Below are 15,037 nucleotides of genomic sequence, written 5' to 3' on the forward strand. Positions count from 1 at the left end.
CGGTGTCTCGCAACCTCAGACGAGCAACGGCCTTCTCCGATCGGGCGACAAACAGGGCCAGGTCAGGACGGTACGCAGCGGGCGGAGGGGACCGCAATCGAATTACGGGGCACGCCTCACGGGCGCTCCTCCAGGAGCTGGGCGAGGTTCCCGTCCCAGTCGAGGTACTGGTGCTCACGCCCCCGCGGCACCAGGACCTGTGAGGCCTTCAGGAAGCGGCGCAGCTCGGACGTGCGCAGGTGCACCATGGCGACGCCCTCGGGCGCGTGGAACTCCACCACCGTCCGGTCGTAGCCGTACGGGCGCAGCCGCACGTCCCCGAGGCCCGCGGGCTCGTCGACCCCCTGCGCGAGCAGCTCGCGCGCGAAGGCCCAGGACACCTCGACGCCCTCCAGGGTCGCGGGCGGCGGGAAGGCCATGCGGACCGCGAACGGGTCCTCGCGGTCGTAACGGAGCGTGGCGGACACGGTCTCCATCCGTGGGACGGACGCGACCAGCCGGGCCTGCACGGCCTGCTCGATGACGGTGGACAAGGCCAGCCTCCTGTTGCGCGGCTACGTTCTCCTGGTCTCCCTGACACAAGAAGAGACGAACCGGGCGGCCGGATCGTGCACTGTGGGGGTACGTGAGCTGTGTCACCGCAGCGCCCGGACCCTCTCCAAGGCCCGGGACTACGGCTTCTGCGCCTGCTCGAAGGGCTCGAACTCGCCGCCCGCGCACGGACCGGAGTGATCGCAGTACGGCTGGTTGCCGGAGGCGCCGCAGCCGCACAGCACCGCCCGGGTCTCGTGCCGCCCGCCCTGCTCGTCGCGGACGAGGAGGTCGCCGCGGACCACCAGCCGGCCGTCCGGCATGCGCCGCACGGTGGTGGGGACGTCCCCGGCCTCGGCGGAGGCGTCGGCCGGGCGGTACTGGAGCGCCCCGGACGGGCAGCGCCGGACGACCTCGGCGACCAGGTCGGCGGCGGCCTGCTCGGGCTGCACCCAGGGACGCTTGGCCAGGTCGAACACGCTCGGCAGGCCGCGGAGGCACTCGGCCGCGTGCAGGCAGCGGCGCGGTTCGTACGTGACGGTGATGCCCTCGCCGTTGTACTCCTTGATCCTCGGCTCTTCCTCGGCCGTGGGTTCGGTCATATGCCCAGCCTAGGAAGGGGCGGCGGGGTACGCACCCTGGACGGGATCTTCGGGGTGGGCTAGCTTCCGGCGCCATGACGTCCATGGGGAACACGAGACGAATGACGGCCGTGGGACTGGCGGGGGCGGCCCTGGCCATGGCCCTGGGGGCCCCGGCGCAGGCCGCGCCCGGCCACGAGCCCGCCGGGTGGCGGCTCACCCGGACCGACAGCGACGCCCGCTTCCGCGGCCTCGCGGCGGTGGACCGGGCCACCGCCTGGGCGGCCGGCTCCCAGGGCACGGTGCTGCGCACCACCGACGGGGGCAGGAGCTGGCGGAACGTCTCCCCGCCGGGGGCGGCGGAGCTGGAGTTCCGCGACGTGGAGGCCTTCGACGCCCGCCGGGCCGTGGTCCTCGCCATCGGCGAGGGGGAGGCGTCCCGGGTGCTGCGCACCGAGGACGGCGGGGCGACCTGGACCGAGTCCTTCCGCAACACCGACCCGCGGGCCTTCTACGACTGCATGACCTTCTTCGACCGGCGGCACGGCCTCGCGATGAGCGACCCGGTCGACGGCAGGTACCGCATCCTGTCCACCGGCGACGGCGGCCGGTCCTGGCAGGTCCTGCCGAGCGAGGGCATGCCCGCCGCGCTGCCGGGCGAGGCCGGGTTCGCCGCCAGCGGCCAGTGCCTGGTCTCCGCGGGGCCGAAGGACGTGTGGCTCGCGACCGGCGGCGGCGCCACCGGCAGGGTCCTGCACTCCGCGGACCGCGGGATGTCCTGGACCGCCACGGACACCGCCATCCCCGCCGGGGAGGGCGCCAAGGGCGTCTTCGGCCTCGCCTTCCGCGACCGCGCCCACGGCATCGCCGTCGGCGGCGACTACCGCAAGGACCAGCCCTCGCCCCATGCCGCCGCCGTGACCGGCGACGCGGGGCGCACATGGACGGCGTCCGCCACCCCGCCGCCCGCCTACCGCTCGGGCGTCGCCTGGCTCCCGCACCGCAAGGCCGCCGCCCTCGCGGTCGGCCCCACCGGCACGGACCTCACCACGGACGGCGGCCGCACCTGGCGCACGGTCGACACCGGCTCGTACGACACGGTCGCCTGCGCCGCCGACGGCGCCTGCTGGGCCTCGGGGGAGAAGGGCAGGATCGCCCGCCTCGCACGCTAGGCCGGCAACTCCTCGCGGTACGACGCCAGTCCGGCGACCGTCTTGGTCGCGTAGAACTCGGTGATCCGGTACGCGCAGACGCCCCCGATCGTGAACGGGTCGGCCGCCGCGATCTTCTCGATCTCCGCGCGGTCGACCCCGGCGGCCAGGATCACCCCGCCGTCACGGGGGTTCTTCCGGCCGGACGCGAGGAAGACCCCGGCGGCGTACTGCACGTCGAGCCACTCGATGTGCGCGTCGAGGAGCGCGTCGACCTGCTCGACGGGCGCGGTGTAGGAGAGTTCCAGTACGAACATGGGTGCCAGGCTACGCGCCCGCCCCCCACCGGCCGGCCGTAGGGTGCCGACTCATGACGATCATCGAGGTTCCCGAGGGATGGCCCGTCGACGAGGGCGCGGCACGGGCCGTGCAGGAGGAGCTGCGCGGGCGGCTCGTGACGGCCGACGAGGGCCCCGCCCCCGGGACGGGGAACGTCACCGGTCTCGACGTCGCCTACGACGACGAGCGGGACCTGGTCGCCGCGGCCGCCGTCGTGCTGGACGGGCGCACCCTGGAGGTGGTGGAGGAGACCACCGCCGTCGGGCGGGTGTCCTTCCCCTACGTGCCGGGGCTGCTCGCCTTCCGCGAGATCCCGACCGTGCTCGCCGCGCTCGGACGCCTCACCGCCGACCCGGGGCTGCTCGTCTGCGACGGCTACGGCCTCGCCCACCCCCGCCGCTTCGGCCTCGCCAGCCACCTCGGGGTGGTCACGGGCCGGCCCTCGATCGGCGTCGCCAAGAACCCGTTCACCTTCACGTACGAGCAACCCGGCACCGCCCGGGGCGCGTTCACCGACCTGGTCGCCGAGGGCGAGACCGTGGGCCGCGCGCTGCGCACCCGCGCCGGGGTGAAGCCGGTCTTCGTCTCGGTCGGCCACCGGGTCTCGCTGGCGAGCGCCTGTGCCCACACGCTGCACCTCACCCCGCGCTTCCGGCTGCCCGAGACCACCCGCCACGCGGACTCGCTGTGCCGCCGGGCCCTCGCGGAGGCCCTCGCGGCGGAATGAGCACGAGGACCCCGGGGCTCACGGGGCGCCTGAGTACGAGTACGGATACCGGGCCGGTGCCGCGGGCGGCACAGTGTGGGGCATGACAAGCCCCGGTGCGATCGGCACCCTGCAGTGCGTGGTCCTCGACTGTCCCGACGTCATGGAACTCGCCGAGTTCTACCAGGCGTTGGTCGGTGGCGAGATCAACCGCCCCGACCCCCAGTGGGCGGTCGGCGACGCCTGGGCCACGCTCCACGGTGCCTCCGGAGCACCCGTGCTCGCCTTCCAGGGCGTGGCCGACCACCGGCCGCCGGTCTGGGGAGCGCCCGAGCAGCAGTTCCACCTCGACGTACGGGTCGAGGACCTGGACGCCGCCCACGAGGCGGTGCTCGCGCTCGGCGCCTGGCGGCTCGACTCCGGCGAGGGCGACCGGGGATGGCGGATCTACGCCGACCCGGCCGGCCACCCGTTCTGCCTGGTGCGCCACTGACCCCCCGGCGGGTCAGCCCGAGTACGCCACCCGGAAGCGCAGCCCGGCCGCCCGCAGCCGGCCGAGCAGCGCGTCGCCCATCGCCACCGCCGTCGTGACCTGGCCGGCGGTCTTCGGCAGCGTGTCGTGGGCCAGGCAGAGCGCGGACTCGGCGAGCATCTTCGCCGTCTCGTCGTACCCCGGGTCGCCGCCCGACACCTCGGTGAACACGCGCCGGCCGCCGCCCTCGCCGACGAAGCGCACGGAGAACCAGCTGCGGGCCCGCCGCTCCGCGTCCGGACCCTGGCCCGGCTCGTAACGGTCCATCAGCCAGTTCCGCACGGCGGGCAGTTGGGCCGCGAGGACGCCGGTGCCGACGACCGCGGCGCCGCCGAGCGCCATCGGCAGGGTCTTCACCGAGGCGTAGTGGCGGTAGCGGAAGTCCGGCCCGTACCGCTCCAGGGCCGCCGCGGAGCGCTTCACCACCTGCGGGTCCAGGGTGGGCAGCGGCAGCGCCCAGGTGCCGGTCTCGCGGCTGAACCGCGGTCCGCCCAGCGGCGCGTGGGCCCGCCGGGTCACCAGCCGGGGCTCGTGCAGCCGCCGCTCGCGCGCGGCGCCCAGGATCTGCCGGCCGCGGCCGAAGGCGGTCAGGGCCGAGGCCAGGGTGCCGCCCGAGACGACCGCCCCGGCCCGCACGAACCCGTCGATCCGCAGCGGCACCCCCTCCGGCAGCTGCCCCACGGTGAAGTAGACGCCCAGGTCGTGCGGGACGGAGTCGAAGCCGCACGCGTGCACCAGCCGGGCCCCGGTCTCCCGGGCGCGGGCGTCGTACCGTACGTACATCCGGTCGACGAACTCCGCCTCGCCGGTCAGGTCCACGTAGTCCGTGCCGGCCTCCGCGCAGGCCGCCACCAGGTTCTCGCCGTACCAGACGTAGGGGCCGACGGTGCTCGCGACCACCCGCGCGGAACCGGCCAGTTCGCGCAGCGCGTGCGGGTCCTCGGAGTCCGCGACGAGCAGCGGCAGGTCGGCGCAGCGCGGCCACCGCTGCGCGAGCCGGTCGCGCAGGGCGGACAGCTTGGCCCGGCTGCGCCCGGCCAGCGCCCAGCGGCACCCGGCCGGGGCGTGCGTGGCCAGGTACTCCGCGGTGAGCTCGCCCGCGAACCCGGTCGCCCCGAAGAGAACCACGTCGTACGGCCGTCCGGCCGCCCCTGTCTCCATCCCAGCCCAGCCCCTCGGTCTGCCCCCGCGCCGTCCCCCGGCGCGGATGTCGTCGGCGGACTCTAGCGGAAGACGCGGCCGGGGCAATTTCCAAGCGCTTGCTCGGCTCGGGGGCTTGTGCCGAGTGGAACACGTTCCTAGCATCTCCGGTGTTACATCATCACTGTCACACACCTCTGGGGGCTCGATGACCACACCGCGCCACGCCCGCCCCGGCCCGCTCTCCGGAGTCCGGGTGGTGGAGCTCGCGGGCATCGGCCCCGGACCCTTCGCGGCCATGCACCTCGCCGACCTCGGTGCCGACGTCGTCCGCGTCGACCGGCCCGGCGGCGCCGGCCTCGGCATCGACCCCGCGTACGACCTCACCAACCGCAACAAGCGCTCCGTCCTCGTCGACCTCAAGGCCGAGGGCGGCGCGGAGACCGTGCTCGACCTGGTGGCCCGGGCCGACATCCTGATCGAGGGGTACCGCCCCGGCGTCGCCGAACGCCTCGGCATCGGACCCGAGCCCTGCCTCGCCCGCAACCCGCGGCTCGTCTACGGCCGGATGACCGGCTGGGGCCAGACCGGTCCGCTCGCCCCCACCGCCGGACACGACATCGCGTACATCGCCGTCACCGGCACCCTCGGCATGATCGGCCCCGACCCCCAAGGCCCGCCCACCGTCCCCGCCAACCTGGTCGGCGACTACGCGGGCGGCTCCCTCTACCTCGTCATCGGCGTCCTCGCCGCCCTCCAGCACGCCCGCGAGCACGGCGAGGGCCAGGTCGTCGACGCCGCCATCGTCGACGGCGCCGCCCACCTCGCGATGATGATCCACGGCATGCTCGCCGCCGGCGGCTGGCAGGACCGGCGCGGCGTCAACCTCCTCGACGGCGGCTGCCCCTTCTACGGCGTCTACGAGACCTCCGACGGCGGACACATGGCGGTCGGCGCCCTGGAGCAGCGCTTCTACGCCGAGTTCGCCCGCCTGCTCGGCCTCGGCGACACCGGCCGGGCCCGCGACGACCTCGCCCGCTGGCCCGAGCTGCGGGCCGCCGTCGCCGTGCGCTTCCGCACCCGCACCCGGGACGAGTGGACGGCCGTCTTCGAGGGCACCGACGCCTGTGTGGCCCCCGTGCTCTCGATGCGCGAGGCGCCCGGCCACCCGCACCTCGCCGCCCGCGGCACCTTCGTCGAGCACGAGGGCCTCGTCCAGCCCGCCCCCGCGCCCCGCTTCTCCGTCACCCCCGGCGCGGTCCGCACCGGACCCGCCCGGCCCGGCGCCGACACCGACGAGGTCGCCCGCGACTGGTCCGTACCGTCGCTCACCGGCGCCACCCCGCCCCCCGACCGAGCCGCCAAGGAGCCCTCCGCATGAAGCGCCAGCTCTACACCGCCGACCACGAGGCCTTCCGCGAGACCGTCCGCACCTTCCTCGCCAAGGAGGTGCTGCCGCACTACGCGCAGTGGGAGAAGGACGGCATCGTCTCCCGCGAGGTCTGGCGGGCCGCCGGCCGGCAGGGGCTGCTCGGCCTCGCCGTCGACGAGGAGTACGGGGGCGGCGGCAACCCGGACTTCCGCTACAGCGTCGTCCTCGCCGAGGAGTTCACCCGGGCCGGCACCCCCGGCCTCGCCATCGGCCTGCACAACGACATCATCGGCCCCTACCTCACCTCGCTCGCCACCGAGGAGCAGAAGCGGCGCTGGCTGCCCGGCTTCTGCAGCGGCGAGCTGGTCACCGCGATCGCCATGACCGAGCCCGGTGCCGGATCCGACCTCCAGGCCATCCGCACCAGCGCCGAGGACCACGGCGACCACTGGATCCTCAACGGCTCCAAGACCTTCATCTCCAACGGCATCCTCGCCGACCTGGTCGTCGTCGTCGCGAAGACCACCCCCGAGGGCGGCGCCCACGGCCTCTCCCTCCTCGTCGTCGAACGCGGCGCGGAGGGCTTCGAACGCGGCCGCAACCTCGACAAGATCGGCCAGAAGTCCCAGGACACCGCCGAGCTCTTCTTCACCGACGTCCGCGTCCCCAAGGAGAACCTGCTCGGCGAGCTCGACGGCGCCTTCGTCCACCTGATGACCAACCTCGCCCAGGAGCGGCTCGCCATCGCCGTCGCCGCCATCGCCGGCGCGGAACACCTCCTGGAGCTGACCACCGCGTACGTCAAGGAGCGCGAGGCGTTCGGACGGCCGCTGGCCAAGCTGCAGCACGTCCGCTTCGAGATCGCCGAGATGGCCACCGAGTGCGCCGTCACCCGCACCTTCGTCGACCGCTGCGTCGAGGAGCACACCGCGCCCGGCGGCCCCGGCCTCGACGCCGTGCACGCCTCCATGGCCAAGTGGTGGGCCACCGAACTGCAGAAGCGGGTCGCCGACCGGTGCCTGCAACTGCACGGGGGATACGGCTACATGAGCGAATTCCCGGTGGCCAGGGCCTTCACGGACGGCCGCATCCAGACCATCTACGGCGGGACGACCGAGATCATGAAGGAGATCATCGGCCGTTCCCTGCTCGCCTGACCCTCACGCGAAAGGCAACATCGTGACCACCGAAGCGTACGTCTACGACGCTATCCGCACCCCGCGCGGCCGCGGCAAGGCCAACGGGAGCCTCCACGGCACCAAGCCGATCGACCTCGTCGTCGGCCTCATCCACGAGATCCGCTCCCGCTTCCCCGGCCTCGACCCGGCCGCGATCGACGACGTCGTCCTCGGCGTCGTCGGCCCGGTCGGCGACCAGGGCTCCGACATCGCCCGCATCGCCGCCATCGCCGCCGGACTCCCCGACACCGTCGCCGGAGTCCAGGAGAACCGCTTCTGCGCCTCCGGCCTCGAAGCCGTCAACATGGCCGCGATGAAGGTCCGCTCCGGCTGGGAGGACCTCGTCCTGGCCGGCGGCGTGGAGTCCATGTCCCGGGTGCCGATGGCCTCCGACGGCGGCGCCTGGTTCGCCGACCCGATGACCAACATCGCCACCAACTTCGTCCCCCAGGGCATCGGCGCCGACCTCATCGCCACCATCGAGGGCTTCACCCGTCGCGACGTCGACGAGTACGCCGCCCTGTCCCAGGAGCGTGCCGCCGCGGCCGTCAAGGACGGGCGCTTCGACCGCTCCGTCGTCCCCGTCAAGGACCGGGCCGGGCTCACCGTCCTCGACCACGACGAGTTCCTGCGCCCCGGCACCACCGCCGACTCCCTCGCCCGGCTCAAGCCCTCCTTCGCCGACATCGGCGAGCTCGGCGGCTTCGACGCCGTCGCGCTGCAGAAGTACCACTGGGTCGAGGAGATCGACCACGTCCACCACGCGGGCAACTCCTCCGGCATCGTCGACGGCGCCTCGCTCGTCGCCATCGGCTCCCAGGAGGTCGGCGAGCGCTACGGGCTGACCCCGCGCGCCCGGATCGTCGCCGCCGCCGTCTCCGGCTCCGAGCCGACCATCATGCTCACCGGACCCGCCCCCGCCGCCCGCAAGGCGCTCGCCAAGGCCGGTCTCACCATCGACGACATCGACCTGATCGAGATCAACGAGGCCTTCGCCGCGGTCGTCCTGCGCTTCGTCAAGGACATGGGCGTCTCCCTCGACAAGGTCAACGTCAACGGCGGCGCCATCGCGCTGGGCCACCCGCTCGGCGCCACCGGCGCGATGATCCTCGGCACGCTCGTCGACGAGCTGGAGCGCCAGGACAAGCGCTACGGCCTCGCCACCCTCTGCGTCGGCGGCGGCATGGGCATCGCCACCATCGTCGAGCGCGTCTGACCGCCCGGTCCGAACCCCCCTTACGGAGAAGCAGCAGCCATGAGCGAGAGCACCACGATCCGCTGGGAGCAGGACGAGACCGGTGTCGTCACCCTCGTCCTCGACGACCCGAACCAGTCCGCGAACACCATGAACCAGGCCTTCCGGGCCTCCATCACCGCGATCGCCGAACGCGCGGTGGCCGAGAAGGACTCCATCCGGGGCATCGTCTACACCTCCGCGAAGAAGACCTTCTTCGCGGGCGGCGACCTCAAGGACATGATCAAGGCCGGCCCCGAGGACGCCGAGGCGATCTTCGACACCGCCATCGAGATCAAGAACGCGCTGCGCCGCATCGAGACCCTCGGCAAGCCGGTCGTCGCCGCGATCAACGGCGCCGCGCTCGGCGGCGGCTACGAGATCGCGCTCGCCTCCCACCACCGCGTCGCCCTCGACGCCCCGGGCTCCAAGATCGGCCTGCCCGAGGTCACCCTGGGCCTGCTGCCCGGCGGCGGCGGTGTCGCCCGCACCGTACGCCTCATGGGCATCACGGACGCGCTGCTCAAGGTGCTGCTCCAGGGCACCCAGTACAACCCGGCGCGCGCGCTCGACAACGGCCTGGTGCACGAGCTGGCCGCCACCCCGGAGGAGATGCTGGCCAAGGCCCGCGCCTTCATCGACGCCCACCCCGAGTCGCACCAGCCCTGGGACGTGCCCGGCTACAAGATCCCCGGCGGCACGCCGTCGAACCCGCGGTTCGCCGCCAACCTGCCGGCCTTCCCCGCCAACCTGCGCAAGCAGCTCAACGGAGCCCCGTACCCGGCGCCCCGCAACATCATGGCGGCGGCCGTCGAGGGCTCGCAGGTCGACTTCGAGACCGCGCTCACCATCGAGAGCCGCTACTTCACCGAGCTGGTCGTCGGCCAGACCGCGAAGAACATGATCCAGGCGTTCTTCTTCGACCTCCAGGCCGTCAACTCGGGCGCCAACCGGCCCCGGGGCGTCGAGCCGCGCAAGGTCCGCAAGGTCGCCGTCCTCGGCGCGGGCATGATGGGCGCCGGCATCGCCTACTCGTGCGCCCGCGCGGGGATCCAGGTCGTCCTCAAGGACGTCTCGACGGAATCCGCCGCCAAGGGCAAGGCCTACTCCGAGAAGCTCTGCGCCAAGGCCGTCGCCAAGGGGCGCACGACGCAGGAGAAGGCCGACGCCCTCCTCGCCCTGATCACCCCGACCGGCGACGTCGCGGACCTGGCCGGCTGCGACGCCGTCATCGAGGCGGTCTTCGAGGACACGGCGCTCAAGCACAAGGTGTTCCAGGAGATCCAGCACGTCGTCGAGGACGACGCCCTGCTCTGCTCCAACACCTCCACGCTGCCCATCACGGTCCTCGCGGAGGGCGTGGAGCGCCAGAGCGACTTCATCGGCCTGCACTTCTTCTCGCCCGTCGACAAGATGCCGCTGGTCGAGATCATCAAGGGCGAGCGCACCGGCGAGGAGGCCCTCGCGCGCGCCTTCGACCTGGTCCGCCAGATCAACAAGACGCCGATCGTCGTCAACGACTCGCGCGGCTTCTTCACCTCGCGGGTGATCGGCCACTTCATCAACGAGGGCGTCGCCATGATCGGCGAGGGCGCCGAGCCCGCCTCCGTCGAGCAGGCCGCAGCCCAGGCCGGTTACCCGGCGAAGGTCCTCTCCCTCATGGACGAGCTGACCCTCACCCTGCCGCGCAAGATCCGCAACGAGACGCGCAAGGCCGTCGAGGAGGCCGGCGGCACCTGGACGTCCCACCCCGGCGAGATCGTCATCGACCGCATGGTCGACGAGTTCGGGCGCACCGGCCGCAGCGGCGGCGCGGGCTTCTACGACTACGCCGAGGACGGCAGGCGCGGGAAGCTCTGGCCCGGCCTGCGCGAGCACTTCACCAAGCCCGGGACCGACATCCCCTTCCGGGACATGCAGGAGCGGATGCTCTTCGCGGAGGCACTGGACACCGTCCGCCTCGTCGAGGAGGGCGTCCTGACCTCGGTCGCCGACGCCAACATCGGCTCCATCCTGGGGATCGGCTTCCCCGCGTGGACCGGCGGCGTGCTCCAGTACGTCAACGGTTACGAGGGAGGCGTCGCCGGCTTCGTGGCGCGCGCCCGCGAGCTGGCGGCCACCTACGGCGAGCGCTTCACCCCGCCGGCCCTCCTGGTGGAGAAGGCCGAGCGGGGCGAGGTCTTCACGGACCAGGCGTCCTGAAGGCCGTCCTGAGCTCCTCGCTCAGCGACCGCTGAAAGGCCGTGACGAGGGCCTGGATCACCATCGGCTGCATGTGCGCCGAGAGCGACTTCATCGCGGTCAGGTGATCCGGGTCCTCGCCGCTCTCCCGGTACGGGTTCCACACCTGCTCCTGGAAGAGCCGGGCCAGCTCCTGCGCGGCCGCGCGCGCGTGCGCGAGGAGCACGGTCCGGGAGGCGAGGATCGTCTCGTGCTCGATGGGCACGTCCAGCAGCTCCACGCCCAGCCGCAGCAGAGACCCGTCCAACCGGAACACGTCCGGGTCCGGCCCCCTGTCCAGCACCCCCATGGCGGCCAGCCGGTCGACGTCCCGCTCCGCGAGCACCCGTCCGGCCCGCCGTTCCAGCTCCCGCCGGGTGATCTCCTCGGCCGACTCGGGCGCCCAGGCGGCGACGAGCGCCCGGTGCACGGCCAGGTCCCGCGCGCTGAGATCGGCCGGCAACTGCTCCAGGTACCGCTCGATCGCCGCGAGCGTCATCCCCTGCCGCTGCAGTTCCTCGATCAACGCGAGCCGCGACAGGTGCCCGGGCCCGTACCACCCGACCCGCCGCGCCCCGATCACGGGCGGCGGCAAGAGCCCCCGCGTCCCGTAGAACCGCACCGTCCGCACGGTCACCCCGGCCCGCGCGGCCAACTCGTCGACGGTGTAGACGGGCCCGTCACCCTGGTGCTCGTCGCTGGCCTGTCCCATGGTTCAACAGTATTGCTGTCTCACCGGATCTGTAAAAGAGCGCGGACCGGAGCGCACGCGGGAAGGGGGAGAAACGCGGAAGGCCGCCCGCCGGAGCGAACGCCCGTGTGCCCGCGCTCCGTTCTCCCTGTTACCGAATGCGGACAGACCGGAGTGAACGCCGCCCGCCCGCGCGCCGTCTCATGGGGTGCAGCGAAACAGCCGACGCGGTCGGTTCCCCCGCGGGGGCGGGGGAGGCGCCGCGTCCCACCGACCATGGGAGAGCCTTCATCATGACCACGCACCTTTCCCGCCGTACCGCCCGTTCCGCAGCCCTGGCCGCCGTCACCGCCACGCTGGCGCTGGGCCTCATCGCCTGCGGCGGCGCCGACGCGGGAGCGAAGGCGGCCGACGGTGACCGCACCGCAGGGACCACGCAGAGCCGGCCGGCCTCCGGCGGGAGCGGCAAGGGCGGCACGGAGCGGGCCGACAGCGGTGCCGGCCCCGAGCAGGGGTCGAGCGCGGTGACCCCCTCGCGCGCGAGGGGCAAGGGCGCGACGGGCGAGGGCGCGACGGCGGACACCCGGCAGTGCCGCGGGGACGAGCTGCTGGTCACCGCGGTGCACCGGTTCGCCGGTGAGCAGGGCGACCACCTGCTGGTCACCGCGTCGAACGAGGGCTCCAAGCCCTGCTGGGTCACCTCGTACCCGGCCGTGAAGCTGGGCGGAGACGTCGACGCCGCCGCGCTGCCGCACTCCAAGAAGGACAACCCGGGCGGCGACCGACGCCTCACGCTCCGGCCCGGAGGCAAGGTCTACAGCGCCGTGAACCTCTTCGACTACGGTTCGAAGCACCACACGGCGCAGTCCTTCGCGATCGCGCTGCGCGACGCGGACGGACACGACGGCCCCTTCTACTCCGTCGACGCCAAGGGCGAGAAGCCGCAGTTCAGCTGGAACGAGGCCGACGTGCTGAACTGGAACACCGAGAAGCCGTACGACTTCTGACAGCCGCGGTTCGTCCGGGGGCGGTACCCCGGCGGAGGAGGGGGTCGGGCTGCCGCTAGAGTCATCCGGCTGTTCGCATTCGGCTGGCTGGCAGGGGGAAGGGTATGCAGGCGCAACTCAGGGAGAAGGCCGCCGAGTTGGCCGCGGTGCTGTGGAAGGAGCACACCGTCTACCGCGAGCGCGGGGGCGGGGTGGTGATCCGGGGCGAGCACGTCCGGCGGTGGATCAGTCTGGCGCCGACCGGGGGCAAGGACCAGGCGCTGGTGCGGGCCGGGCGGATCCTGGACGGGGGGACGACCGCGCCCGCGCGGCTGGAGGCCGTCGTGGACCTGTCGGCGGGGACGTCCGAGCTGGCCGCGGTCTGCCGTCGGCTCCTCGCCGAGACCGCCGCCGACTCCGGAGTCCCCCACCGGCCGGTGCGCGCCGCCAGGGCGCCGCGCCCGCGCGGGGGCCGGCACACGGGCCTCGGGTCCTGGATCGCGCTGCTCTGCGTCGCGGGCGTCGTGGCCTTCTGGGCGTACAGCGTCTTCGGGTCGCTCTACTAGTCGCCCTGCCGGGGTCGGAGCGGTGGGGCGCCGTGGGCTCGGGGGAGCCCCTGCCCGCGGCGCCCCACCGGGCGTGGGCTAGTTCGCCGCGTACGCCGTGACCGGGTAGTGGTCGGACAGGTTGGAGTAGGTGTAGCTCTTGCCCCAGCTGGAGACGGTCCAGGGCGCGCTCTGCTCCAGGACCACGTTGTTCGTCCAGCCCGCCGGGCGCGCGTTCCCGGCGCGGTACAGGACGTAGTCCAGGTCCTCGCGGGGGTCGGTCGGGTAGCGGTAGTTGGCGATCGAGTTCAGCGCCGTGTCGAAGGAGTACGCGTGGCCGGTGCGGGCGTCCGCGCCGACCAGGCCGGCGTCGGAGAGCATGGTCGCGTACTCGGGCGTGTGCGAGTCCACGTTCATGTCGCCCGCGACGATCACCTCCTCGTCCGCCGGGATGTTCTTGCCGTCGAGGAAGGCGTCGATCGTCCTGAACTGGCGGCTGCGCATCTGCGCCGCCTCGCCCGCCGAGCAGCCCGGGTCGGTCGACTGCGCGTGCGTGCCGACGACGTGCACCTTCGTGCCGTTCACGTCGAGGACCGCGTAGACGAAGCCCTTGTTCGAGTACCAGTCCGCGCCGCACGCGTCCTTGTACACGTACTGCTCCTTGCGGACCACCGGCCACTTGCTGAGCAGCGTCACCCCGCCGTCCTCCGGGGTCGTCGCCGAGTAGGAGCCGCCGGTGGCGTCCCAGCCCGACTTGGAGCGGCCCACGACGGGGGTCTGGTACGGGTACTGCCCGGCGGCGTTCGCCTTGAGCGCGTCCGAGGCGGAGTTGTCGAAGGCCTCCTGGAGCACCACGACGTCGTTGCCCTGGAAGAAGGGCGCGGCGGGGATCGCGGCGGCGCGGTGGTCCTGGCCCCAGTTCGGGTAGAGGTTCTTGGACATCAGGAAGGTGTTGTACGTCAGCACCTTCAGCCGCGGAGTCGTCGCGGCGGTGTCGGCCGCCGAGGCGGCCGGCGCGACCGCGGTGAGGGTGGCGGCGGCGAGCGCGACGGACAGGGCCGCGCCGGGGATCCGGCGGAGCGAGGAGAACGGCACTGGGAACTCCCGTGAAAGTATGGGGGTTGGAGGACCGGCGCCGCACATCAAAGCAGCCGTAGTTACCTTCCGGTAGCCGTTGGATGCCGCGAATCTTGCGCGACTCGCACGAACGCGCCAACTCTCGTCCAGTAGCCCGAATTGCCCCTTTTGCGATTAGGTAGGATGCGCCCATGACCCTCGCGCAGAACTCGCAGATCTTCGACATGGACCTCGGTCCGCTCAACCCGGTGTGGGCCGAGCTCATCATCGGCTTCGTGATCTTCGGCATCACCTTCCTGATCCTCGCCAAGGGGATCCTCCCGAAGATCAACCGCACGCTCACCGAGCGTGACGACGCCATCGACGGCGGCACCGAGCGCGCCGACGACCTGCGCAGCGAGGCCACCGCGATCCGCGAGCAGTACGAGGCCGAGCTCTCCGAGGCCCGCCACGACGCCGCCCGCATCCGCTCGCAGGCCACCGAGGAGGGTGCCGCCGCCATCGCCGCCGCCCGCGCCGAGGGTCTGCGCGAGCGCGAGGCCATCCTGGCCGCCGGTTCCGAGCGCATCGCCACGGAGCGCGCCGCCGCCGAGCGCGAGCTCACCGCCGACGTCGACGCCTGGGCCCACGCCCTGGCCGGCCGCATCGTCGGCGAGCCGGTCGGCGCCGACCGCGCCTGACGCGCCACGCGCACGCCCGTACGGGGCCGCGCCCCGGGCCCACCCGCCCGGGACGCGGCCCCGCGTCATGTGCG

At 73.1% G+C, this 15,037-nt stretch carries 16 protein-coding genes; 10 read left to right on the top strand and 6 right to left on the bottom strand.

Annotated features, from left to right (window positions below; translation table 11 throughout):
• Positions 1 to 116: 116 nt before the first annotated feature.
• Complete coding sequence (locus OG309_RS31130; protein WP_329425923.1) at positions 117 to 533, bottom strand: SsgA family sporulation/cell division regulator; 417 nt, start codon at positions 531 to 533, stop codon at positions 117 to 119.
• 138 nt (positions 534 to 671) lie between these two features.
• Positions 672 to 1,133: a (4Fe-4S)-binding protein gene (locus tag OG309_RS31135; RefSeq protein ID WP_329425924.1), complete on the bottom strand. Its 462-nt coding sequence runs from the start codon at positions 1,131 to 1,133 to the stop codon at positions 672 to 674.
• A gap of 74 nt (positions 1,134 to 1,207) precedes the next feature.
• Between OG309_RS31135 and OG309_RS31140 the strand changes: the two genes are divergently transcribed.
• A complete protein-coding gene (locus tag OG309_RS31140; RefSeq protein WP_329425926.1) occupies positions 1,208 to 2,284 on the top strand; it encodes a WD40/YVTN/BNR-like repeat-containing protein in 1,077 nt (358 codons plus the stop codon).
• On the opposite strand, the gene OG309_RS31145 is transcribed toward OG309_RS31140, so the two are convergent.
• Positions 2,281 to 2,580, bottom strand: coding sequence for a YciI family protein (locus OG309_RS31145; protein WP_329425928.1), 300 nt, complete (start codon positions 2,578 to 2,580; stop codon positions 2,281 to 2,283). The genes OG309_RS31140 and OG309_RS31145 overlap by 4 nt on opposite strands.
• A gap of 53 nt (positions 2,581 to 2,633) precedes the next feature.
• On the opposite strand from OG309_RS31145, the gene OG309_RS31150 reads away from it, so the two are divergent.
• On the top strand, positions 2,634 to 3,329 hold the full coding sequence (locus tag OG309_RS31150) for an endonuclease V (RefSeq protein ID WP_329425929.1): 696 nt from the start codon (positions 2,634 to 2,636) through the stop codon (positions 3,327 to 3,329).
• Positions 3,330 to 3,411: 82 nt separating this feature from the next.
• The gene (locus OG309_RS31155) at positions 3,412 to 3,801 is read left to right on the top strand and encodes a VOC family protein (RefSeq protein WP_329425931.1); all 390 of its coding nucleotides are present in this window, start codon (positions 3,412 to 3,414) and stop codon (positions 3,799 to 3,801) included.
• Between the two features lie 12 nt (positions 3,802 to 3,813).
• Here OG309_RS31155 and OG309_RS31160 read toward each other — a convergent pair whose 3' ends face one another.
• Positions 3,814 to 5,001 (bottom strand): saccharopine dehydrogenase family protein, encoded by a 1,188-nt coding sequence (locus tag OG309_RS31160; protein WP_329425933.1) that lies wholly within the window; start codon positions 4,999 to 5,001, stop codon positions 3,814 to 3,816.
• A gap of 187 nt (positions 5,002 to 5,188) precedes the next feature.
• On the opposite strand from OG309_RS31160, the gene OG309_RS31165 reads away from it, so the two are divergent.
• From OG309_RS31165 to OG309_RS31180, 4 genes are read left to right on the top strand one after another with little or no spacing between them, the layout of a single operon-like run.
• Positions 5,189 to 6,361 carry a CaiB/BaiF CoA transferase family protein gene (locus OG309_RS31165; RefSeq protein ID WP_329425934.1) on the top strand — a complete coding sequence of 391 codons (1,173 nt, stop codon included), beginning with the start codon at positions 5,189 to 5,191 and terminating at the stop codon, positions 6,359 to 6,361.
• Positions 6,358 to 7,509, top strand: coding sequence for an acyl-CoA dehydrogenase family protein (locus OG309_RS31170; RefSeq protein WP_329425936.1), 1,152 nt, complete (start codon positions 6,358 to 6,360; stop codon positions 7,507 to 7,509). Before OG309_RS31165 ends, OG309_RS31170 begins: the two co-directional genes overlap by 4 nt.
• 22 nt (positions 7,510 to 7,531) lie before the next feature.
• Positions 7,532 to 8,746 carry an acetyl-CoA C-acetyltransferase gene (locus OG309_RS31175; protein ID WP_329425939.1) on the top strand — a complete coding sequence of 405 codons (1,215 nt, stop codon included), beginning with the start codon at positions 7,532 to 7,534 and terminating at the stop codon, positions 8,744 to 8,746.
• A gap of 39 nt (positions 8,747 to 8,785) precedes the next feature.
• Positions 8,786 to 10,966, top strand: coding sequence for a 3-hydroxyacyl-CoA dehydrogenase NAD-binding domain-containing protein (locus OG309_RS31180; protein ID WP_329425940.1), 2,181 nt, complete (start codon positions 8,786 to 8,788; stop codon positions 10,964 to 10,966).
• Here the strand turns inward: OG309_RS31180 and OG309_RS31185 are convergent.
• Positions 10,947 to 11,696, bottom strand: a complete 750-nt coding sequence (locus OG309_RS31185) for a MerR family transcriptional regulator (protein ID WP_329425942.1) — start codon at positions 11,694 to 11,696, stop codon at positions 10,947 to 10,949. The two genes, OG309_RS31180 and OG309_RS31185, sit on opposite strands and share 20 nt — an antisense overlap.
• 272 nt (positions 11,697 to 11,968) lie before the next feature.
• On the opposite strand from OG309_RS31185, the gene OG309_RS31190 reads away from it, so the two are divergent.
• Positions 11,969 to 12,682 carry a DUF4232 domain-containing protein gene (locus tag OG309_RS31190; protein ID WP_329425944.1) on the top strand — a complete coding sequence of 238 codons (714 nt, stop codon included), beginning with the start codon at positions 11,969 to 11,971 and terminating at the stop codon, positions 12,680 to 12,682.
• 104 nt (positions 12,683 to 12,786) lie between these two features.
• The gene (locus OG309_RS31195) at positions 12,787 to 13,227 is read left to right on the top strand and encodes a hypothetical protein (RefSeq protein WP_329425945.1); all 441 of its coding nucleotides are present in this window, start codon (positions 12,787 to 12,789) and stop codon (positions 13,225 to 13,227) included.
• A 78-nt stretch (positions 13,228 to 13,305) separates the two neighbouring features.
• Here OG309_RS31195 and sph read toward each other — a convergent pair whose 3' ends face one another.
• On the bottom strand, positions 13,306 to 14,301 hold the full coding sequence (gene sph, locus OG309_RS31200; RefSeq protein ID WP_329425947.1) for a sphingomyelin phosphodiesterase: 996 nt from the start codon (positions 14,299 to 14,301) through the stop codon (positions 13,306 to 13,308).
• Positions 14,302 to 14,474: 173 nt separating this feature from the next.
• Between sph and OG309_RS31205 the strand changes: the two genes are divergently transcribed.
• Positions 14,475 to 14,963 carry a F0F1 ATP synthase subunit B family protein gene (locus tag OG309_RS31205; protein ID WP_329425949.1) on the top strand — a complete coding sequence of 163 codons (489 nt, stop codon included), beginning with the start codon at positions 14,475 to 14,477 and terminating at the stop codon, positions 14,961 to 14,963.
• Positions 14,964 to 15,037 lie beyond the last annotated feature (74 nt).

This window comes from Streptomyces sp. NBC_01268, assembly GCF_036240795.1.
Lineage (GTDB): Bacteria > Actinomycetota > Actinomycetes > Streptomycetales > Streptomycetaceae > Streptomyces.